This is a genomic window from Halomonas sp. HP20-15, from assembly GCF_033446685.1.
GTDB lineage: Bacteria > Pseudomonadota > Gammaproteobacteria > Pseudomonadales > Halomonadaceae > Modicisalibacter.
This window is the reverse complement of record NZ_JAWQLY010000005.1, coordinates 125850-146735: the sequence shown is the minus strand read 5'-3', so window position 1 is coordinate 146735 and position 20886 is coordinate 125850. Positions and strand designations below refer to the sequence as shown.

The following is a 20886-nucleotide window of genomic DNA, read 5'->3' as shown; positions in this document are numbered from 1 at the left end:
CGATGCCCGGGTTGTAAGAGTTACGGAATCTATCCGATCAAGCGTCGTTGGTGGCAACGTCTGCTCAAGGTGCCGCACCGTTACATTTGTCATGATTGTGGCCAGGAATACCGCCATGGCGATCTGTTGAGCTCGCGGGAGGCGGAGCCTGAAGAGACGTCCTGATCATCGCGCAGGCGATAGGTACAAAAAACGGCGGACACCTTGGTGTCCGCCGTTTTCGTTGGTGCGCTTCCCTGCTGCGCTGAACATGCTCAGTCGGCCGGGCGCGCCACCAGCGAGCGAGTCTCCTCGCGGGCCTCGGTCAAGACCACCTGGAGTGTATCGCCCAGCTTGTAGCGTTCCTCGTCGGCGATGCGAATGCGGCCTTCCTTGTCGTCGATCGCCACCTTGTCGCGTTCGCTATGCATCAGCGGCGCCGGCACGAAGGCGGTCGCGCCGTTGGCGGTCAGGCGTACGCGCATGCCGCCGCGGTTGATGTTGATGATTTCGGCATCGAAGCTGCGCTGCTCCTTGGCGGCCGGGGTCAGGTAGCGCACATAGAGCCAGTCTTTGACGTCGCGCTCGGCCATGCGATTGAGCTTACGCCGCTCGGTGAGCTGCTCGGTCAATGCCTCACTGGCTTCGGCCGGCGCCTGCTCGCCCTTGAGCACGCCCTTGATCAATCGATGGTTGACCATGTCCCCGTACTTGCGGATCGGCGAAGTCCAGGTGGCGTAGGCGGCAAGCCCCAGGCCGAAGTGCGGGCCGGGCTGGGCCGACATGCTGGTGAAGCCCTGGAAGCGCCGCAGGCGGGCATCCAGCCAGGCATCGTCGCGGCTTTCCAGCGCACGCTTGAGTTCGCGATAGCGCGGCAGTTCGGTGAGCGCCTCGCGTTCGACCTCGATTTGCTGAGCGGTGAGGAATTCGAGCGCGGCATCGGCCTTTTCGGGTTCGAAGGCGCGATGCACGTTGAAGATGCCGTGGCCGACCTTGGCGGCGAGCAGGTCCGCGCAGCAGGCATTGGCGGCGATCATCGACTCCTCGATCATGCGATTGGCGATTCGCCGGCCCTCGATGCGCACGTCGAGCACGTTGCCGGCGTCATCCAGATCGAATACGTAATCGGGGCGGTCCTTGAACACCAATGCGTGCTCGGCGCGCCAGGCACTACGCGCTTCGGTCAGCGCCTCGAGCGCCTTGAGCTGCTCGTCGATGCCGGCACCCGGCGTCCACTCGCCCTGGCCCTCGAGCCAGTCGGAGACATCGTCGTAGACCAGCCGTGCGTGCGAGCGTACATGGGCGGCGAAGAACCGGTAGTCGCCGAGACTGCCGTCGGCGTTGATATCCAGCGTGCAGGCCAACGAGGGGCGATTTTCGCCTTCCTTGAGCGAACACAGATCGTCGGCCAGCACCTCGGGCAGCATGGTCACGTTCTGGCCCGGCAGGTAGACCGTGAAAGCGCGCACGCGGGCTTCGCGATCGGCGGCATGTTGCTCGCCGACGTAGGCGGTGGGGTCGGCGATCGCCACCCACAGCCGCCAGCCGCCTTCGGCGCGCGTCTCGACATGCAACGCATCGTCCATGTCACGGGTCTTTTCGCCGTCGATGGTGAAGAACGCCCGCTCGGTGAGATCTTCGCGCTCGAGCCCTTCGTCGGCCAGCGGCCAATCGTTGCCGGCTTGCGGCGAGGCCTGCTCGAGAGCGTGGCGAGCCAGCGTCACCCGCCAGGGCACCGCCGGGTCATCCTGCTTGGCGATCAACTCGTCGATCTGGCTGAAGAAGGCCCGATCGTCGGGCTTGAGCGGATGGCGTACCAGCCGGGCGACGACCCAGTCGCCGTCGGCGATACTGTCCTCGTCGAGGCTGCGCTTGATGCGCGCCTTGAGCACATTATTGATCGAGGGGTGATCGGGAACCACCGCGAGCCGCCCGTCGCGCTTCTGCACGCGGGCGATGAAACGGACCAGTCCGGCTTCGATCAGGCGTTCCGGCTCCACCGACTTCTTGTCGCCGTCCTCCTTGATGATCGCCTCGACGCGGTCGCCGTGAATCACCTGCTTCATGGCGGGCGGCGGCACGAAGTAGGACTCGCCGTCGTCGGTCTCGAGGAAGCCGAAACCGCGATCGGTGGCCTTGATGACACCCTCGGCGCGCGGGGTGGTGTCACGGATCTGTTGCTTGAGCTGCGAAAGCAGCGCGTTGTTCTGCAGCATGGGGGAGTCGGTACAGTTGGCGGGAACGAGCAGCCACTATACGGATTCGGGCCGCCGCCGCCAATCGCCGCACGGTCTCCGGGCGTTCAGGCCATCCTCTTCAGCCTGCCTAAGCGCTTTTCGGATAATTTCACGACTTTACGGGATTAAATACCAGTATGAGACCAATTGGTATTTGACTGGTATTTAACAGGATCTATAGTGGTTATTAACCGAGAGTGACAATCCTTCGCGGAGAAGCATCGTTCATGGATCCCCGTTTTGCCCGCATCACCCTCGATCCCGACCTGGCGACGCCGCTCTATCACCAGCTGGCGCGGCAACTGGGCGACGCCATCGAGGCGGGCGCCTGGCAGGCCGGCGAGGCGCTGCCCTCGGAGCGAACGCTTGCCGAGACGCTGGAGATCTCGCGCATCACCGCCCGCAAGGCGCTCGAAAGGCTCGCCGAGCAGGGCCTGATTCGGCGCACCCATGGCTCGGGAACGTTCATCGCGCCGCGCTTCAATCAGCCGCTGACCCGCCTGACGAGCTTCTCGGAACTACTGGCTCAGCGTGGATTCACGCCGCGTTCGCGCTGGCTGTCGCGGCGCCTTGAAGCGCCGAGCACCGAAGAGGCGTTGCGCCTGGGGCTGCGCGGCGACGCCCGGATCGCCCGGCTCAGGCGTCTGCGCCTGGCCGACGACGTGGTGATGGCGGTGGAGGAGAGCTGCCTGCCGGAAGCGGTACTGCCCGAGCCCGAGGAAGTCGAGCGTTCGCTCTACGCGACGCTGGAAGCGCGTGGCAAGGCGGTAGAGCGCGCCTTGCAGCACCTCACCGCAGTCAACGCCGACGCCGAGCTCGCTGCGCTGGCCGAGGTGCCCGAGGGCCAGGCGTTGCTCAAGGTCACCCGGTTGGGCTATCTCGCCGATGGCAGCCCGGCGGAGCTCACCGTTACCTACTGTCGCACCGACTATTACGACTTCATGGTCGAGTTGCATCGAGCTCGATAGCGCCGCGCAGTTTCGGGCGCGGTAGACAGAAAGCCGAGCTGCATCGGGCCGATAGGCGCAGTTTCGGGCGCGGTAGATAGAGAGCCGCCGATACGACGACCACAGCGAATCGCAATTGCAAAGGTAAGCCAATGCGTTACGGCAACATACTCACCCCCGAAGGCTGGCGCCTGGGCGAGATCCACTGGCGAGACGGCCGCATCGTGGGCATCGACGGCGCCCCGGCGGACCCGGCGGATAACGACGCGCCCTACGTACTGCCCGGTTTCGTCGACCTTCACGTGCATGGCGGCGGTGGCGCCGACACCATGGAGGGCGGCGAGGCGGTAGCCACCCTGGCCCGCACTCATGCGCGCTTCGGCACCACCAGCCTGCTGGCCACCACCATGACCGCCACCGACGCCGAGGTGCGCCGGGTACTCGGCGAGATCGGTGACTTGATGGAGAAGCCCCCCGGTGAGGGCGCGCGGATTCTCGGCGTGCATCTCGAGGGCCCTTACATCAATCCCGGCAAGCTCGGCGCCCAGCCGCCCTATGCCCGGCCCGGCGAGATCGCCGAGATCGACGAGCTATGCGACTTGGCGCCGATCCGCCTGGTGACCCTGGCACCCGAGCTCTCCGGCCACTATGCGTTGATTCGCCATCTGAGCGAGCACGGCGTGCGCGTGCAGCTCGGCCATACCCTGGGCACCTACGAGCAGGGCGTGGCGGCGATGGAACACGGCGCCTGCGGTTTTACGCATCTCTATAACGCCATGACCGGCCTGCATCACCGTCATCCGGGGATGGCCGGCGCGGCGCTGGCGCATGCCGACTTCGCCGAGCTGATTCCCGATCTGCTGCACGTTCATCCCGGCGCGATTCGCGTCGCGCTCAGAAGCATCCCGCGGCTCTACGCGGTCACCGACTCGACCGCCGCCGCCGGCATGCCCGACGGCGAGTATCGGCTCGGTGAACAGGCGGTTACCAAGTGCCTGGGCGGGGTGCGCCTCGCCGACGGCACGCTCGCCGGCAGCACCCTGACCATGGACCAGGCGCTGCGCAATCTGGTCGCTATCGGCCTGTCGCTGGCAGAGGCCAGCGAGCGCGTGTCGCGCCATCCCGCCGACTTCCTCGGCCTTCACCAACGCGGCCGGCTGGCCGACGGCTGTCATGCCGACCTGGTCGTGCTCGATCGCGAACTGGCCGTCGACACCGTCTACGTCGAGGGCCGCCGCATCGCTGGCGGCGGCGATTCCCGCGCAGATTCCTCAGCCGGTTCTTCAGCCATTCTCCCCGGAGATGACTCATGAGTTCGATGATGCTCAGCGAAGCGCGCAATGCCCCCGAGCGCATCGCCGGCCAACTGACCCGCAACGCCGAAGCGCTGGCCGAGCTCGGCGAGTGGCTGCGGCAACGCGATCCGCGCGGCGTGGTCACCGTGGCGCGCGGCAGCTCCGATCATGCCGCCAGCTATTTCGCCTATCTATGCATGCAGAGCCGGGGCATACCGGTGGCCTCGCTACCGCCGTCGCTGACCACCCTGGCGCGGGCGCCATGGAGGCTCGAGGGTCAATTGGCGCTGGCGATCTCGCAGTCCGGCCAGAGCCCCGACCTGATCGAGACCCAAAAGGCGCTGGCCGCCGGCGGGGCGCAGACGCTGGCGCTGGTCAACACGCCGCGCTCGCCGCTGGGCGAGGCCAGCGACCGCGAGATTCCGCTCTACGCCGGCGAGGAGCGCAGCGTCGCCGCGACCAAGAGCTACCTGGCCACGCTGTCGGCCTGCGCCCAGTTGCTCGGTCACTGGAACCGGGACCGCGAGTTGCTCGCCGCCCTCGAGGCGCTGCCCGAGCGGCTGCGCGCGGCGGCCGGGCAGGACTGGTCGCCGGCCATCGAGGCGCTGCGCGGCGCCGATCGACTGATGGTGGTGGGCCGCGGCGCCGGGCTGGCCGTCACCCAGGAAGCGGCGCTCAAGTTCAAGGAAACCTGCGCCATCCAGGCCGAGCCGTTCAGCGGTGCCGAGGTCAAGCATGGCCCGATGGCATTGATCGGCCCCGGCTACCCGGTGCTGGTGTTCGCCCCGCCGGGACCCGAACAGGCCGGCCTGCTCGAACTCGCCGAATGGTTGAGAAGCGTCGGGGCGCGGGTCCTGCTGGCCGCCGACGAAAGCGTCGCCCAGCGCGAACTGACGCTCGTCGATGCCGGGCATGCGGCGCTGCAGCCGATTTCGGTGATCCAGAGCTTCTACATCATGGCCGCCGGGCTGGCCGCGGCGCGTGGCAGCGACCCCGATCAGCCGCGTCACCTGAAGAAGGTGACCCGGACCCGCTGACCGCGAAGGGCTATATCGCACCTCTTTTTCGACAACAGCTTTCTCGACAACAACAACGCCGGAGGCAACATGGCTTCAACATTCGACATACAGGCACCGGTGGACGGCGTCCTCGTCGCCCTCGATGCGGTGCCCGACCCGGTCTTCGCCGAGGGCACCCTCGGCGACGGCCTGGCCATCGACCCGCTGGGCGATACCCTGCACGCACCCTGTGCCGGCGAGGTCGTGCAGTGCGCGCGTACCGCCCACGCCGTGACGCTACGCGGCGCGAACGGCGTCGAGCTGCTGATTCATCTGGGGCTGGATACCGTCAATCTCGACGGCGCGGGTCTCGAGTTGCTGGTCGAGATCGGCCAGCGGGTCGAGGCGGGCGAGCCGTTGCTGCGCTTCGACGCCGACCGCGTCGCCCGGCAGGCGATGAGTCTGATCACCCCGCTGATCGTCGCCGAGCCGGCCGGCTGGCGCCTGACGCCTCTCGGCGCGCAGCGCAGCGGCGAAACGGTGTGTCGTGGCGAGGTGATCATGCGACTCGAGGCGCCCGTGGATGGCTCGCCGAACGCTGGTGTAACGAAGTCACGAGGTACCGGTGAAGCGACCCGCGAGGTGACCCTGGGCCTGGCGGCGGGTCTGCACGCGCGGCCCGCGGCGCGGCTGCGCGCCATTGCCCGCGAACATGACGTCGACCTGGACATCGGCCACGGCGAGACGCGCGTCGAGGCGCGCAGCCTGAGCCGGCTGATGAACATGGGCCTGGTGGCAGGTGATCGCGTAACGCTGAGCGCCCACGGCGAACGCGCCACGGCGGCGCTGGATGCCGCCGAGCGGCTGCTGAGCGAAGCCGAGGCCGATGATCCCGCTTCCGGCGCCGCTGAGCTGCCCGTCGCCGAGGCCGGGGCAGGGCAGCTTGCCGGCCTGGTCGCCAGTCAGGGGTTGGCGATCGGTCCGCTTTATCACTACGCCGCGCCGTTGCCCGAGGTGCCCGCCGCGGGCGACGATCCCGCCGCAGAACGCCTTCGCTTGGGCGACGCGCTGGGGCAGGTGGGCAAGGCGTTGCAATCGGCGCTGGTCCAGGCCGAACGCGGCGGGCAGGCCAGCGAGGCGGAAATCCTCGATGCGCACCTGGCCTGGCTGGACGATCCGGCGCTGTATGATGCCGCCGAGAGCTATATCGATAGCGGACGCAGCGCCGGGCAGGCCTGGAGGGAGGCGCTCGACGACGAGGCGGATCGCCTGCAGGCCACCGGCAACACACTGCTGGCGGCGCGCGTCGCCGACCTGCGCGATCTGCAGCGCCAGGTGATGGCGTGCTTCGGCACGGTCCCGAACGCCCCCCAGGTGCCCGCCGGCGCCATCGTCATCGCCGATGATCTGACCCCCTCGGAGCTGATCGCGCTGGCCGGCCAGCAGCCGGCCGGGGTCTGCCTGGCCGCCGGCGGCACGACGTCGCACGTAGCGATCCTCGCTCGCGCACGCGGCTTGCCGTGCCTGGTGGCGATGGGGGTGGCGCTGGAGTCGGTCGTCGGCGAGTTGGCGATCCTCGATGCCGAGCAAGGGCTGCTCGAGCCACAGCCGGATAGTGCCAGCCTGGATGCGATGCGCGAGCGCATCAACGAGCGCGAGCGCGTTCACGGCGCCGCGCGCGAGGCGGCCAGGCAGCCGGCAACGACCCGCGACGGGCGGCATGTCGAAGTCTGCGCCAACGTCGCCGGTGGTGCCGAGGCGCGCATTGCCGCCGAGGAGGGCGCCGATGGCATCGGCCTGCTGCGCAGCGAATTCCTGTTTCTCGATCGTGATAGCGCGCCGAGCGTCGACGAGCAGCGTAGCGAGTACCAGGCCGCGCTCGATGCACTCGGCGGCAAGCCGGTGATCGTGCGCACGCTCGATATCGGTGCCGACAAGCAACTGGGCTACCTGCCGCTACCCCGCGTCGCCAACCCGGCGCTGGGGGTGCGCGGCATCCGGCTGTGGGCCAGCCAGGCCGAACTGCTGGACAGCCAACTACGTGCTCTGCTTGCGCTCGAACCGCTCGACGCGTTGCGCATCATGCTGCCGATGGTCAGCGGCGTCGGCGAATTGCGCGCGCTGCGCCAACGCCTGGAAGCCCTCGCCGCGGAGCTGGGCGTGAGCCGGCTGCCCCGGCTCGGGGTGATGATCGAAGTGCCGTCGGCCGCGCTGTGCGCCGCCGGCCTCGCCGCCGAGGCCGACTTCCTGTCGATCGGCACCAACGACCTGACCCAATACACGCTGGCCATGGACCGCGAGGACCCGGGCCTGGCGGCACAGCTCGACGTACTCCATCCGGCGGTGTTGAGGCTGGTCCAGGAAACCGTCAAGGGCGCCGCCGGGCGCTGCCCGGTGGGCGTGTGCGGGGCCGCCGCCGGCGATCCGCTGGCATTGGCCGTGCTGGTTGCACTGGGAGTCGACGAACTGTCGGTGGAGCCGGCGCGCATCCCGGCGGTCAAGGCCGCGCTGCGCGAACTCGACGCCGCCGCGCTCGGCGAGCAACTGCCGGCCTGGCTGACGCTGGACGACGGCGCCGCCGTGCGCACGCAGGTCAAGGCCTGGCTGGACGCGCCGGTCGCCGCCTGACCCGGCTCATTACGCACAAGCGGACAACAACAACGCACGGAGGAATCCATCATGCAACTCGACATCATGGGCGGCCTGCAGAAGCTGGGTCGCTCGCTCATGCTGCCCATTGCGGTACTGCCGGTCGCCGGCCTGCTACTGCGTCTGGGGCAGCCGGACCTGCTCGACATCGCCTTCATCGCCGATGCCGGCAACGCGATCTTCGCCAACCTCGCGCTGATCTTCGCCATCGGCCTGGCGGTGGGTTTCGCCAATGATGGCAACGGCGCCGCCGGACTCGCCGGTGTAGTCGGCTATCTGGTGCTCGATGCGGTGCTGCACACGCTCAACGAAGACATCAACATGGGCGTATTGTCGGGCATCATCATCGGCGCTGTGGCGGGGCTTTTATATAACCGATTCAAGGATATAAAGCTCCCCGATTACCTGGCGTTCTTCGGTGGGCGGCGCTTCATTCCGATCGCCACCGGGGTCGCCGCGGTGATTCTAGGGATGATCTTCGGGGTTATCTGGCCGGCGGTGCAGACCGGCATCGATACCCTGGGTCAGTGGCTGATCGATGCCGGCAACCTGGGCCTGTTCGTCTATGGCGTGCTCAACCGCTTGCTGATCGTCACCGGCCTGCACCACGTGCTCAACAGCCTGGTGTGGTTCGTGTTCGGCAGCTTCGATGGCGCGACCGGCGATCTCAACCGCTTCTTCGCCGGCGACCCGACGGCGGGCGGTTTCATGGCGGGCTTCTTCCCGGTGATGATGTTCGGCTTGCCGGCCGCGGCCCTGGCGATGTATCACGCCGCGGCGCGGGATCGGCGTGCCCAGGTCGGCGGTCTGCTGTTGTCGCTGGCGCTGACCGCGTTCCTGACCGGCGTCACCGAGCCGATCGAGTTCACCTTCATGTTCCTGGCGCCGTTTCTGTACGTGCTGCATGCACTGCTCACCGGTCTGTCGATGGTGATCATGAACCTGCTCAACGTTAAGTTGGGCTTCACCTTCTCGGCCGGAGCCTTCGACTATGCACTCTCCTATGGGCTATCGACCAATGGCTGGCTGATGATCCCGGTGGGGCTCTGCTATTTCGCGCTGTATTACGGGGTGTTCCGCTGGGCGATTGCGCGCTTCGACCTGCCGACGCCGGGGCGCGAGCCGGAAACCGCGGGCGCGACCGGCGCGCCGGTCGACGCCGGCGAGCGGGGGCCGGCCTTCGTGCATGCCTTGGGCGGGGCCGCCAACCTGACCAGCGTGGGCGCCTGTACCACCCGCCTGCGGCTGGTGCTCGCCGACGACCAGGCGATCGACGAGCCGGCGCTCAAGCAGCTCGGCGCGCGCGGCGTGCTGCACCTGCGCGGTGGCGGTCTGCAGGTGATCCTAGGGCCGATAGCCGACGGCGTCGCCGACGAGATTCGTGCGGCGATGAGCGCCGAGGGCGCCAAGCCGACAGCGGCTCCCGCCGTTACGCGGGCGACGAGCGACGACAGGAAGCCCGCGTTGTCCGAGGAGGAGCGGGAGCGCTGGAGAACGGCACTGGGCGGGAACGCCAATATCCAGGAGGCCTCGGCCGTGGCGATGACCCGTCTGCGGCTGCGGCTGGCCGATGTTGCGAGTCTCGATGAAGCGGCCCTCAGAACGCTGGGCGTGCAGGGCATTCAGCGCATCGATGGTGGGCTGGTCCATGTACTGCTGGGCGCCCAGGCAGCGCGCGTAGCTGACGGGGTGGCTCCGCGCTGAATGAAGCGCGGCGTTGTACCGACGGAGCACGGGAACGTCGATTCTTCATTCGCATCATTCGATGCCCGGCCTGCGAACGAAACCCGAAAAACGCCACTTTTTAAGTGGCGTTTTTTTATGGAGATATTGCTGTCTCATCACGTTCCGGGTGGCATAACTGTATATGCATCATTAATCATAATACCTTTCTCTAGTTGCGCCTATAACATCAATTAACTGCAATCACCAAAGCGCGAAGCGTGCCTAGATTGCGTTTCGCCTATGAAATCTGGTTCATAAAAACAACGAGTAACGCCATGATTTTCAATATTGCATGCCTCGTGAGCAAGAAAACGGTGGCGCATCCTTGCTTCGCCAACGATCCGTTGACCAGCGCCAGTGAATGGCCTGTACCCGTATTGGGCGCGAATCATCCGTGATGCCGGCGTCGGCTTTTTCCGGGAAGAACCGGTCCATCAATCGCCATGCACATGGCGTTTGCCAGACAGGTTGGGCCTAGTGCCTTGGCGATCGATAGTAACAAGTAAAATAAGAGGGCAACTTATGGACGGTATTTCGAGAAGCGGTGCGCCGGCATCTTCCGGAAGGGGAGATGCCGGTTTCTTTGCTCGCGAGCGCACGATAGCGGGACCGAACTTCAATCGTTGGTTGGTTCCCACAGCGGCACTGGCGATCCACCTGTGTATCGGCATGGCCTACGGTTTTTCGGTGTTCTGGCTGCCGATGACCCACATTCTAGCGAATACCGACGCGGCGATGTGTGGCGACATCGGGTTCTTCCAGGCGCTGTTCACGACGACCTGTAACTGGACGGTGCCGCAGGTCACGCATATCTTCGAGACCTTCATCGCCATGCTGGGTGTTTCGGCAGCCCTCTGGGGCGGCTGGCTGGAACATGCCGGTCCGCGCAAGGCGGGCTGTATCGCCGCGCTGTGCTGGGGCGGTGGCCTGATCGTCGGTGGCATCGGCGTAATGGTGCATCAGTTGTGGCTGGTTTACCTGGGCGCGGGCGTCCTCGGTGGCATCGGTCAGGGCCTGGGCTACATCACGCCGGTGTCCACGCTGATCAAGTGGTTCCCGGACCGCCGCGGCATGGCCACCGGCTTTGCCATCATGGGCTACGGCGGTGGCGCGATGGTCGGCGCTCCGCTGGCGGTGTTGCTGATGGGCCATTTCACTGGCTCCGGCGGGACCGGCGTCGCCATGACGCTGGTCGTGCTGGGCGCGATCTATATGATCGTCATGGTCTCCGGCGCCATCGGTTTTCGTGTCCCGCCCAATGGCTGGAAACCGGAAGGCTGGACGCCGTCCGAGGAAGATCACGGCAGCGGCATGATTACCCGTCGCCACGTCCACCTCGACCGTGCGTGGAAGACCAAGCAGTTCTGGTTGATCTGGGGCGTGCTGTTCCTGAACGTGACCGCCGGTATCGCGGTAATCTCCATGGCCAGCCCGATGTTGCAGGACGTGTTCGGCGGCGCGTTGGTGGGGATTCAGGATACCGCTGCGGGGCTGACGAGTGCACAGAAAGCCGCCGTCGTGGCCGCCGCCGCCGGTCTGGTGGGCCTGATCAGTCTGTTCAACAGTGTCGGCCGTCTTTTCTGGGCCTCCCTGTCGGACAAGATCGGCCGCAAGAATACCTACTACACGTTCTTTGTTCTCGGCATCATCGTCTATTGCCTGCTCCCCACCTGGGGGCATCTGGGCATGCCGGCGATGTTCGTGATCTCCATCTGCATCATCCTGAGCATGTATGGCGGCGGCTTTGCCACGGTGCCCGCGTATCTTGCAGATATCTTCGGCACGCAGATGGTGGGTGCCATTCACGGTCGCCTACTGACTGCATGGTCGGCGGCAGGGATCGTCGGACCACTGATTATCGCCGCCCTGCGTGAGGCCCAGCTCAACGCCGGCCTGGCGCCCAGCCAGGTGTATGACCGCACGCTTTACATCATGGCCGGCCTGTTGTTCCTGGGGCTGATCTGCAACGCGTTGGTACGACCGGTGAAGGAATCCGACCAGATGACCGCCGAGGAGGTGGAGCACGAGCGTTCCCTGCAGCACGACGACAGCGTCTCGGGTAGCGCGGAAACCGCGGCGCGGGGCAAGTTCGGTGTCGGTGGCGTACTGGCCTGGCTGGGTGTGGGTGTACCCTTCCTGATCGGGCTGTACATTGCGCTGGCCAAGGCAGCGGCGCTGTTTTAAGAGATGACTGGTCTGGGCGGGAGATCGGGCGCCGTGGTGGCGCCCGGTCGTTTATTGCCGGTCACTAGCAAGCAGCTCGGCGAAGGTGCAGGTCTCACCACAATGATCCGGAGTGTAGCCCGGTAGCTTGTCGATCTCCGCCAGAAACTCCGGCGATGCCATCAGTGAAAGTAGCTGACGGATATTGTGCTGGTGGAGACGTTCCTCGTGACACACCAGTAGGTAGTGCTCGGTGGCCAGGTTGAGAAAGTCGAGCCCGAATTGGGCTGCGGCGGCCTCGACGCCGAAACCGGCATCGGCCATCCCGGCGGCGACGTAGGCGGCCACCGCCGTGTGGGTGAACTCCTCGCGTTCGGCGCCGCGGAGCTGGCGCTCGATGATGCCGTGCTCATCGAGCAGCAGGTTGAACAGGATGCGAGTCCCCGAGTGCCGGTTGCGGTTGATTAAGCGGACATCCGGTCGGGTGAGATCCTGCAACCCGGTGATCGCCTCACGACTGTCGCCGCGAATGATCAGCCCCTGCCTGCGGGTGACGAAACGGATCACCCGCAGGTTCTCGAGATCGAGCTGATGCCTGTAGATCGCCATGACCTGCTCCGCCAACCGGGGGCAGGCCGGAAAGTGGAAGCTGGCAAGGTCGGATTCGCCGGATGCCAGCGCGCTCAAGGCGTCCGCAGGATTGGTGTATTGCAGATCCAGTTCGACCCAGTCTGAGAAATCCGGCAGCAGCGCCACCGCATAGCCATGGCTGGCATGCAGGCGCAGCACCGGATGGGCGCCGGCGAGCAGTTGCTGGAGCTGGATGTTGAGTTCGGAGGCCATGCTGTCGATCTGTGGGCCCAGGCGCGCCTTGATCCGCTGCTCGGACCATAACAAGGTCTCCCCGAGGGGCGAGAGCTGAGTGCCGTGACCCTTGCGCATCTCCACCAGCGGCAGGCCGAAGAAGTCATTACCGCGCTTGAAGAGGTTCCAGGCATGACGATAGGAAATCCCCGCCTGCTGGGCAGCCGAAGTCAGTTTTCCACTATCGCGCACGCTTTTCAGCAGGCGAAAGAGCGCGGGGTCGAGCAGCTCGCCGGTGTCGGTCTTGAACAGCCAGGCTGGAGAGATCTGTAGTTTCTTTCTATGCATTGTTTTTCATATTTATGGGGCTTTTGAGGCGTGCTATTTTCAGAAAATAGCCTATTAAGGCCCCAATGATTAAGCAAGCTTGTTCATAGGCGGAATAACACTGGAACAATCGCTCAGCGATATGCGGATGACGCTATCGGCAATTCGCGCAGACCCTGGCGATGTTTCATTGCATGACAATAATCAGATTGATGAGAGCCTAGCCATGACGCCTTCCGGCATACGCCAGCCGCAGGCGTGGACCCACGAATCGCTCCAGCGTGAAGTCGACGCGCTGAAGAACGAGCCCGGGGCCATGCTGCCGATCCTCCACGCGATCCAGGACCGCTTCGGCTACATTCCCGATGCCGCCGTGCCGATCATTGCCGAAACGCTGCGCCACACCCGTGCCGAGGTCCACGGCATCATCAGTTTCTATCATCACTTCCGAAGGCATCCGGTGGGCAGCCACGTGGTGCAAGTATGTCGTGCCGAAGCCTGCCAGGCCGTCGGCGCTCGTCAGCTCGAAGCACATATCAAGGCGGGGCTGGGCGTGGACTACCACCAGACCAGTGCGGACAACGAGTTCACCCTGGAACCGGTGTATTGCTTGGGCAACTGCGCCTGCGGCCCGTCGATCCGGGTGGACGACGACATCCACGGCCGAGTTACCGCCGAGAAGTTCGATCGACTGGTGGACCGCCTCACCACCTCGATCCTGGAGGTGAAGTGATGACCGTGACCGTCTATGTTCCCTGCGATACCACCGCCCTGGCCTTGGGGGCCAATGACGTGGCCGCACTGATCGAGCAGGAAGCGAAGAGCCGTGGACTGGATCTGAAACTGGTTCGCAACGGCTCTCGCGGGCTGTTCTGGCTGGAGCCGATGGTCGAGGTCGAGACGGCAGAAGGCCGCGTGGCCTATGGCCCGGTGGAGCCCCACATCGTTGCCGAGCTGGTCGATACCGGGCTCTTCGAGGGCGAACGCGCGCATCCGCTGGCCCTGGGACTCACCAGCGAGATCCCCTACCTGAAGAACCAGCAGCGCCTGACCTTCTCGCGCATCGGCATCACCGATCCGCTCTCCATCGACGACTACAAGGCACATCGTGGCTTCGCCGGTCTGGAAAAAGCCCTGGCCATGGACACCCAGGCCATCGTCGACGAAGTGAAGCATTCCGGCCTGCGCGGTCGCGGCGGCGCGGCCTTTCCCACCGGCATCAAGTGGCAGACCGTGCACGACCAACCCGAAGGTCAAAAATATATCGTCTGCAACGCGGACGAGGGCGATTCCGGCACGTTCGCCGACCGGCTGGTGATGGAGTGCGACCCCTACGTGCTGATCGAGGGCATGACCATCGCCGGGCTGGCAGTGGGCGCAACCCAGGGCTACATCTACCTGCGCTCGGAGTACCCGGTCGCTCACCGGATCTTCACCGAAGCGCTCAGGCGAGCCTATGAGGCCGGCTATCTGGGTGCCGATGTTCGCGGTAGCGGCAAGCAGTTCGAGCTGGAAGTGCGCCTGGGCGCCGGCGCCTATATCTGTGGCGAGGAAACCTCCCTGCTGGATAGCCTGGAAGGCAAGCGCGGCATGGTGCGCGTCAAACCGCCACTGCCTGCCATCCAGGGCCTGTTCGGCCGCCCCACGGTGGTCAACAACGTGCTTTCCCTGGCAGCGGTCCCATTCATTCTCGACCAGGGCAGCCAGGCCTACGCCGACTACGGCATGGGTAAATCCCGCGGCACCCTGGCCCTGCAACTGGCCGGCAACGTCAGGCGCGGCGGACTGGTGGAACTGGCCTTCGGCGCCACCTTGCGTGAGCTGATGGAGGATTTCGGCGGCGGCACCCTGAGCGGTCGGCCGCTCAAAGCCGTGCAAGTCGGTGGGCCCTTGGGCGCGTACCTGCCGGAGAGCCAATGGGACAGCCCCATCGATTACGAGGCATTCGCGGCCTTCGGCGGCGTGGTGGGCCATGGCGGTGTGGTGATGTTCGACGACACCGTGGACATGGGCGAACAGGCCCGCTTCGCCATGGAATTTTGCAGCGTGGAATCCTGCGGCAAGTGCACACCCTGCCGGATCGGTGCGGTGCGCGGCGTGGAGGTGATCGACCGCATTCGCGCCGGCGACAACCGCGACGCCAACCTCGAACTGCTTTCCGAACTCTGCGACACCATGGTGGCCGGCTCCCTGTGCGCCATGGGCGGGATGACCCCGTTCCCGGTGCAGAGCGTACTCCAACATTTCCCGGACGACCTGACCCGCTCCCGTGGAGGTTCGCCATGCTGAATTATTTCGATCCCAACAAAGACGCTTTTTCCCGAGACATGGGCACGCCGGCCCGGCTCTCCGAGAAGCACATCGCCCTGACAATCGACGGGGTGGAAATCAGTGTCCCGGAAGGAACCTCCGTGCTGCGTGCGGCGGCCCTGGCGGGTATCACCATTCCCAAGCTGTGCGCCTCCGACAACCTGGAAGCGTTCGGCTCCTGTCGGCTGTGTGCTGTGGAGGTCGAAGGGCGGCGCGGCTATCCGGCATCCTGCACCACGCCGGTAGCGGAGGGCATGGAAGTCACCACCCAGACCGGCAAGCTGGCCAAGCTGCGCCGCAATATCATGGAGCTGTACATCTCCGACCACCCGCTGGACTGCCTGACCTGTCCGGCCAACGGCGACTGCGAACTGCAGGACATGGCCGGTGCCGTGGGCCTGCGGCAGGTGCGCTACGGTTTCGACGGCGCGAATCATCTGGACGCGGAAACCGACGCGTCCAATCCGTATTTCAGTTTCGACCCCAGCAAGTGCATCGTCTGCTCGCGGTGCGTGCGCGCCTGCGAGGAGGTTCAGGGTACCTTCGCCCTGACCATCGACGGGCGCGGCTTCGACTCCAAGGTCGTCGCGGGGCAGGCCGAGAACTTCATGGATTCCGAGTGCGTGTCCTGCGGCGCCTGCGTGCAGGCTTGCCCCACCTCGACGCTGATGGAAAAGAGTGTGATCGAGCAGGGCGTGCCCGAGCACAGCGTGGTCACCACCTGCGCCTACTGCGGCGTAGGCTGTTCCTTCAAGGCGGAGATGAAGGGCGACCAGCTGGTGCGCATGGTGCCCTACAAGGGCGGTGACGCGAACCACGGCCACTCCTGCGTGAAGGGGCGTTTCGCATTCGGCTATGCCACCCACAAGGACCGTATCAAGGCGCCGATGATCCGCGAGTCGATCAACGCGCCCTGGCGGGAGGTGTCCTGGGAGGAGGCGATCGGCTTCGCCGCGCGGCGCCTCAAGGACACCCAGGCCAAGTACGGCCGCGAAAGCATCGGCGGCATCACTTCGTCGCGCTGCACCAACGAGGAAACCTTCCTGGTGCAGAAACTGATCCGTGCCGCCTTCGGCAACAACAACACCGACACCTGCGCCCGAGTCTGCCATTCGCCCACCGGCTTCGGTTTGAAAACCACCCTGGGCGAGTCCGCCGGCACGCAGACCTTCGACTCGGTGATGAAGGCGGACACCATCCTGGTGATTGGCGCCAACCCGACCGATGCCCATCCGGTCTTTGCGTCCCAGATGCGCCGTCGTCTACGCCAGGGCGCCACTCTGATCGTCGCCGACCCGCGTCGTATCGACCTGCTCAAGACGCCCCACGGCAGCAAGAGCATGCACCTGGCCTTGAAGCCGGGCACCAACGTGGCACTGGTCAACTCCCTGGCCCACGTGGTGGTCGCCGAGGGTCTGGAAGACAAGGCGTTCATCGAATCCCGCTGCGAGCCCGAGGCCTATCAGGCCTGGCGCGAATTCATCAAAGAGGAGCGCAACTCTCCGGAAGCGCTGGAAGCCGAGACCGGCGTGCCGGCCGCCCAGGTTCGCGAAGCCGCCCGCGCCTACGCCAGCGTCGGTAACGGCGCCATCTACTATGGCCTGGGCGTGACCGAGCACAGCCAGGGGTCGACCATGGTGATGGGCATCGCCAACCTGGCCATGGCCACCGGCAACCTCGGCCGCGAGGGCGTGGGCGTGAACCCGCTACGTGGCCAGAACAACGTGCAGGGCTCCTGCGATATGGGCTCCTTCCCCCATGAACTGCCGGGCTATCAGCATGTGGCCGACCCGGCGGTGCGCGAGCGCTTCGAAACAGTCTGGAGGGTGAAGATCGACGACGAACCCGGTCTACGCATCCCCAACATGTTCGACGCGGCCATTGCCGGTACCTTCAAGGCGCTGTATGTGCAGGGGGAGGATATCGCCCAGTCGGATCCCAACACCCAGCATGTGGAGAGTGCGCTCACCTCGCTGGACTGCCTGATCGTGCAGGACATCTTCCTCAACGAGACCGCCAAGTACGCCCATGTGCTGCTGCCGGGCTCCACCTTCCTGGAGAAGAACGGCACCTTCACCAACGCCGAGCGCCGCATCAACCGCGTACGCAAGGTGATGTCGCCGGTGGCTGGCAAGGAGGACTGGGAGGTGACCCAGGACCTGGCCAACGCCCTGGGCTACCCGATGAACTACAGCCATCCGTCCGAGATCATGGACGAGATCGCCCAACTGACCCCGACGTTTACCGGGGTCAGCTATGCCAAGCTGGATGAACTGGGCAGCATTCAGTGGCCGTGCAACGACGTGTACCCCAACGGTACGCCGACCATGCACGAAGTGGACTTTCCCATCGGCAAGGGCCATTTCGCGATCACCGAATACGTGGCCACCGAGGAACGCACCAACCGGCGCTACCCGCTGCTGCTCACCACCGGACGGATCCTCAGCCAGTACAACGTCGGCGCCCAGACCCGGCGCACCGAGAACAGTCAGTGGCATCACGAGGATGTGCTGGAGATCCACCCGAGCGACGCGGAAATGCGCGGCATTCGCGAGGGCGACTGGCTGGGAATCGCCAGCCGCGTGGGGCAGACCGTGCTGCGCTGCAAGATCAGCGAGCGCATGCAACCGGGCGTGGTGTACACCACCTTCCATCATCCCGGCAGCGGCGCCAACGTGATTACCACCGACAATTCCGACTGGGCTACCAATTGCCCCGAGTACAAGGTGACCGCAGTGCAGGTGGAGAAAGTCACACGGCCCTCGGAATGGCAGAAGAACTTCCGGCACTTCGACGAGCGCCAGCAGGCCTATCTCGGGCAGGTCACTGAGGCCTCCGCTATTGCGTTCAAGTGACTCACTTAGAAATATCGCCGAGGATGCCCGATGAGCGATCAACAACTGCAGCAATTGGTCAAGATGGTCAATCAGATCGCCGCCAACCAGCACGGTGAAGAGGCGCAGGCCGCGCAACGCGTGGCGACGCATCTGCAGAAATTCTGGGCGCGCAGCATGAAGGCCCAAATCATCGCCTACCTGGACGAGGGTGGCGCGGAGCTGACGCCGTTAGCGCGAGAGGCCGTGCTACGCCTCAAGCACGAACGCCAGGCGGGTTGAGGCGGGCGTGGCGGCGAGTCTCGGCGATCGCTGAACCCGTTACCGCGTGAGCGCTGAGATTCTCGGGCCGGGCACATGCCCGGCCCGTTTTGTGGGGGAGCAGGCTCCACTGTCGATAGCGAAGATTGTCAGGGCATGACCGGCTCCGCGATCAATCCGCATGAGCTGCGGCGCGTACCGCGCCAGGAGATTACTGATAATGCGCTTGAAGGCCCGACCGAAGGTGGCCTGCGAGCCGTAGCCTAGACGCAGGGCGGTAACCGTTCAGGGCGCATACGTGGGCCGATATGCGATACCCTTATGGATGCCGAGAAGGCGTCTACAAACGCTTTAGGAATGCCGAGAGATACCTAGAACCAACCCTGGAAGCCGCATGCAGCCCCATCTGATTGTCACGGATCTGGACAATACCCTGCTCAATGCCCAGCACGATCTCGATACGCTGACCATCGAGACCTTTCAGGCCCTGGCCGCTCAGGGCCATTACCTGGCGCTGGCCTCCGGGCGCCACTTCCACGACATCGCTGCCTTTCGTCGTCGACTGGGGGTGCCCGCCTATATCCTCAGTACCAACGGCGCGCATCTCTACGCGCCCGACGATAGCCTGATCGCCGAGCAGTGGGTGCCGGCCGAGCTGGTACGTGCGCTGGTCGAACTGCCGCGCGATGCCGATATTCGGCTCAACCTGTATACCGGCGACGAGTGGTTGATCGACGCGCCGGCTCCCGAACTGAAGGCCTTGCATGCACACACCGGTTTTCGCTATCGGGTCGCCGATCTCGAGGCCCACGACGGTAGCGGTGTCGGCAAGGTATTGTGTATCGGCGATCCTGCGGCCCTGGCGGCTCTTGAACAGAGCATCAACGCCAGCCTGGGTACGCGGCTGCACGTAACCTATTCGATGGCCGATTCGCTGGAGATCATGGCCGAGGGGGTCAACAAGGGCGCCACTCTGGAGCGCCTGCTGGCGCGCCTGGAAATCCCCGTCGAACGCTGCCTGGCGTTCGGCGACAATCTCAACGACGCTGAGATGCTGGCGCTGGCCGGTCATGGCTTCATCGTGGAAAACGCCCATCCCGAGCTGGCGCGGCGCGTTCCGGGAGCTACGCGCATCGGACATCATCACCCATTCGGCGTCGCCCAGCGCCTGCGGGAATACTTTGAGCTGAATCTCGCAGCGGGGTAGGCCGCGTTTCACCCACATGACAAGGAGCGTCATCATGGGAGAACCGAAGAACGCTCGCTTGAGCGAATACGCCCGCAAGGTCTGGATTGCTGCCGGCATTGCCGCTGCAACGGTGGCAGTGCTGACCACGCTCTGGTTCGGTTACAGAGTCCTGCTGATGGTCTTCCTGGGGCTGTTGCTGGCTCTGGCCTTGTCGCTCCCGGCGGGTTGGCTTTGCCGGCACAGCGTTCTCTCCCGGCGCTGGGCATTGTTGGTCGTGCTGCTGATCATCATCGGCATACTCACCGCCTTCAGCGTGAACTTCGCCTTCAGCATCAGCCAGGAGTTTGCGCAACTCGCCAAGACACTTCCCGACTCGCTGACCGAGTTGAAACACTTGATAAGCCAGTGGCCGCTGGGCACGCAGCTTATCGAAAGGATCAATCCGGACCCGGCGTCCGGTGATGTTCTCAGCAGTTGGTCCGCGCGGGTCTCGACCGTGTTCTCGACCACGTTGGGAGCGTTACTCCATCTCGTGGTGATCGTATTCATCGGTCTTTTCGTCGCTTTCGATCCGGCAATCTATAAAGCCGGCTTGTTGCAGCTCATCCCCCCTTCGCGGCGTGAAGGAGCAGCCGAGCTATTGGGAGCCATCACGCATAAGCTGGCCTGGTGGCTGGTGGGTCGGCTCGCCTCCATGTCCGCCGTGGGACTGCTGTCAGGCGTGGGGCTCTGGTTGCTGGGCATTCCCATGTTCTTGTCGCTCGGCCTGCTGGCGGCGCTGTTGTCGTTCATTCCCTATCTGGGGCCGCTCTTTTCGGCGGTTCCCGCCTTGCTGGTGGCCTTGTCGGTCGACCCGACGGCGATGTTGCACGTCGCCGTGCTGTACTCAGCTGTGCAAATGCTGGAAAGCTATCTGGTAACGCCGCTCATCCAGCGCGAAGCGGTCAGCATTCCGCCTGGATTGCTGTTGGTGGTGCAGCTATGGCTAGGGCTGGTGGCCGGTCTGATGGGCATGCTGGTGGCCGAGCCGCTGATCGTAACGGGTATGATGCTTATACAGTGTCTGTACGTAAAAGGCTGGCTGGAGCAGGAAGCGCGCCCGTTCGAGCCTGCCACCCCGCGTGACGGCCAGTCTTGATTCGCGGTGTGTGTCCTGTCGGTAGAGGGA

Annotated in this window: 15 protein-coding genes; 13 read left to right on the top strand and 2 right to left on the bottom strand. The window is 65.0% G+C overall.

Features of this window, described 5'->3' with window-relative positions:
* Positions 1 to 254: 254 nt before the first annotated feature.
* Positions 255 to 2195 carry an exoribonuclease II gene (locus R6258_RS08790; protein ID WP_318449294.1) on the bottom strand — a complete coding sequence of 647 codons (1941 nt, stop codon included), beginning with the start codon at positions 2193 to 2195 and terminating at the stop codon, positions 255 to 257.
* Between the two features lie 248 nt (positions 2196 to 2443).
* Between R6258_RS08790 and R6258_RS08785 the strand changes: the two genes are divergently transcribed.
* From R6258_RS08785 to R6258_RS08755, 7 genes are all read left to right on the top strand, one after another.
* Positions 2444 to 3184, top strand: a complete 741-nt coding sequence (locus tag R6258_RS08785; protein ID WP_318449293.1) for a GntR family transcriptional regulator — start codon at positions 2444 to 2446, stop codon at positions 3182 to 3184.
* Between the two features lie 131 nt (positions 3185 to 3315).
* Entirely contained in the window at positions 3316 to 4476 is a 1161-nt protein-coding gene (gene nagA / locus R6258_RS08780) for an N-acetylglucosamine-6-phosphate deacetylase (RefSeq protein ID WP_318449292.1), read from the top strand.
* Complete coding sequence (locus tag R6258_RS08775; protein WP_318449291.1) at positions 4473 to 5495, top strand: SIS domain-containing protein; 1023 nt, start codon at positions 4473 to 4475, stop codon at positions 5493 to 5495. Before nagA ends, R6258_RS08775 begins: the two co-directional genes overlap by 4 nt.
* 69 nt (positions 5496 to 5564) lie before the next feature.
* The gene (gene ptsP, locus R6258_RS08770; protein ID WP_318449290.1) at positions 5565 to 8084 is read left to right on the top strand and encodes a phosphoenolpyruvate--protein phosphotransferase; all 2520 of its coding nucleotides are present in this window, start codon (positions 5565 to 5567) and stop codon (positions 8082 to 8084) included.
* A 51-nt stretch (positions 8085 to 8135) separates the two neighbouring features.
* Entirely contained in the window at positions 8136 to 9809 is a 1674-nt protein-coding gene (gene nagE, locus R6258_RS08765) for an N-acetylglucosamine-specific PTS transporter subunit IIBC (protein WP_318449289.1), read from the top strand.
* Between the two features lie 296 nt (positions 9810 to 10105).
* On the top strand, positions 10106 to 10228 hold the full coding sequence (locus tag R6258_RS08760; protein WP_318449288.1) for a hypothetical protein: 123 nt from the start codon (positions 10106 to 10108) through the stop codon (positions 10226 to 10228).
* Between the two features lie 124 nt (positions 10229 to 10352).
* Positions 10353 to 12014, top strand: a complete 1662-nt coding sequence (locus tag R6258_RS08755; protein ID WP_318449287.1) for an OFA family MFS transporter — start codon at positions 10353 to 10355, stop codon at positions 12012 to 12014.
* Positions 12015 to 12065: 51 nt separating this feature from the next.
* On the opposite strand, the gene R6258_RS08750 is transcribed toward R6258_RS08755, so the two are convergent.
* A complete protein-coding gene (locus R6258_RS08750; protein ID WP_318449286.1) occupies positions 12066 to 13145 on the bottom strand; it encodes a substrate-binding domain-containing protein in 1080 nt (359 codons plus the stop codon).
* A 205-nt stretch (positions 13146 to 13350) separates the two neighbouring features.
* On the opposite strand from R6258_RS08750, the gene R6258_RS08745 reads away from it, so the two are divergent.
* From R6258_RS08745 to R6258_RS08720, 6 genes are all read left to right on the top strand, one after another.
* The gene (locus R6258_RS08745) at positions 13351 to 13857 is read left to right on the top strand and encodes a formate dehydrogenase subunit gamma (RefSeq protein ID WP_318449285.1); all 507 of its coding nucleotides are present in this window, start codon (positions 13351 to 13353) and stop codon (positions 13855 to 13857) included.
* On the top strand, positions 13857 to 15413 hold the full coding sequence (locus R6258_RS08740) for a formate dehydrogenase beta subunit (RefSeq protein ID WP_318449284.1): 1557 nt from the start codon (positions 13857 to 13859) through the stop codon (positions 15411 to 15413). Before R6258_RS08745 ends, R6258_RS08740 begins: the two co-directional genes overlap by 1 nt.
* Positions 15407 to 18289, top strand: a complete 2883-nt coding sequence (gene fdhF / locus R6258_RS08735) for a formate dehydrogenase subunit alpha (protein WP_318449283.1) — start codon at positions 15407 to 15409, stop codon at positions 18287 to 18289. Before R6258_RS08740 ends, fdhF begins: the two co-directional genes overlap by 7 nt.
* A gap of 30 nt (positions 18290 to 18319) precedes the next feature.
* Positions 18320 to 18550 (top strand): formate dehydrogenase subunit delta, encoded by a 231-nt coding sequence (locus R6258_RS08730; RefSeq protein WP_318449282.1) that lies wholly within the window; start codon positions 18320 to 18322, stop codon positions 18548 to 18550.
* Between the two features lie 373 nt (positions 18551 to 18923).
* Positions 18924 to 19736 carry a Cof-type HAD-IIB family hydrolase gene (locus R6258_RS08725; RefSeq protein ID WP_318449281.1) on the top strand — a complete coding sequence of 271 codons (813 nt, stop codon included), beginning with the start codon at positions 18924 to 18926 and terminating at the stop codon, positions 19734 to 19736.
* A gap of 34 nt (positions 19737 to 19770) precedes the next feature.
* A complete protein-coding gene (locus R6258_RS08720) occupies positions 19771 to 20856 on the top strand; it encodes an AI-2E family transporter (RefSeq protein WP_318449280.1) in 1086 nt (361 codons plus the stop codon).
* Positions 20857 to 20886 lie beyond the last annotated feature (30 nt).

What these genes read in the sequence shown, in the direction of transcription:
- fdhF (WP_318449283.1), top strand. Translation starts at nt 15,407, where the DNA reads ATGCTGAATTATTTCGATCCCAACAAAGACGCTTTTTCCCGAGACATG.
- nagA (WP_318449292.1), top strand. Translation starts at nt 3,316, where the DNA reads ATGCGTTACGGCAACATACTCACCCCCGAAGGCTGGCGCCTGGGCGAG.
- R6258_RS08790 (WP_318449294.1), bottom strand. Translation starts at nt 2,195, where the DNA reads ATGCTGCAGAACAACGCGCTGCTTTCGCAGCTCAAGCAACAGATCCGT.
- R6258_RS08720 (WP_318449280.1), top strand. Translation starts at nt 19,771, where the DNA reads ATGGGAGAACCGAAGAACGCTCGCTTGAGCGAATACGCCCGCAAGGTC.
- ptsP (WP_318449290.1), top strand. Translation starts at nt 5,565, where the DNA reads ATGGCTTCAACATTCGACATACAGGCACCGGTGGACGGCGTCCTCGTC.
- R6258_RS08760 (WP_318449288.1), top strand. Translation starts at nt 10,106, where the DNA reads ATGATTTTCAATATTGCATGCCTCGTGAGCAAGAAAACGGTGGCGCAT.
- R6258_RS08750 (WP_318449286.1), bottom strand. Translation starts at nt 13,145, where the DNA reads ATGCATAGAAAGAAACTACAGATCTCTCCAGCCTGGCTGTTCAAGACC.
- R6258_RS08755 (WP_318449287.1), top strand. Translation starts at nt 10,353, where the DNA reads ATGGACGGTATTTCGAGAAGCGGTGCGCCGGCATCTTCCGGAAGGGGA.
- nagE (WP_318449289.1), top strand. Translation starts at nt 8,136, where the DNA reads ATGCAACTCGACATCATGGGCGGCCTGCAGAAGCTGGGTCGCTCGCTC.
- R6258_RS08740 (WP_318449284.1), top strand. Translation starts at nt 13,857, where the DNA reads ATGACCGTGACCGTCTATGTTCCCTGCGATACCACCGCCCTGGCCTTG.
- R6258_RS08730 (WP_318449282.1), top strand. Translation starts at nt 18,320, where the DNA reads ATGAGCGATCAACAACTGCAGCAATTGGTCAAGATGGTCAATCAGATC.
- R6258_RS08725 (WP_318449281.1), top strand. Translation starts at nt 18,924, where the DNA reads ATGCAGCCCCATCTGATTGTCACGGATCTGGACAATACCCTGCTCAAT.
- R6258_RS08775 (WP_318449291.1), top strand. Translation starts at nt 4,473, where the DNA reads ATGAGTTCGATGATGCTCAGCGAAGCGCGCAATGCCCCCGAGCGCATC.
- R6258_RS08785 (WP_318449293.1), top strand. Translation starts at nt 2,444, where the DNA reads ATGGATCCCCGTTTTGCCCGCATCACCCTCGATCCCGACCTGGCGACG.
- R6258_RS08745 (WP_318449285.1), top strand. Translation starts at nt 13,351, where the DNA reads ATGACGCCTTCCGGCATACGCCAGCCGCAGGCGTGGACCCACGAATCG.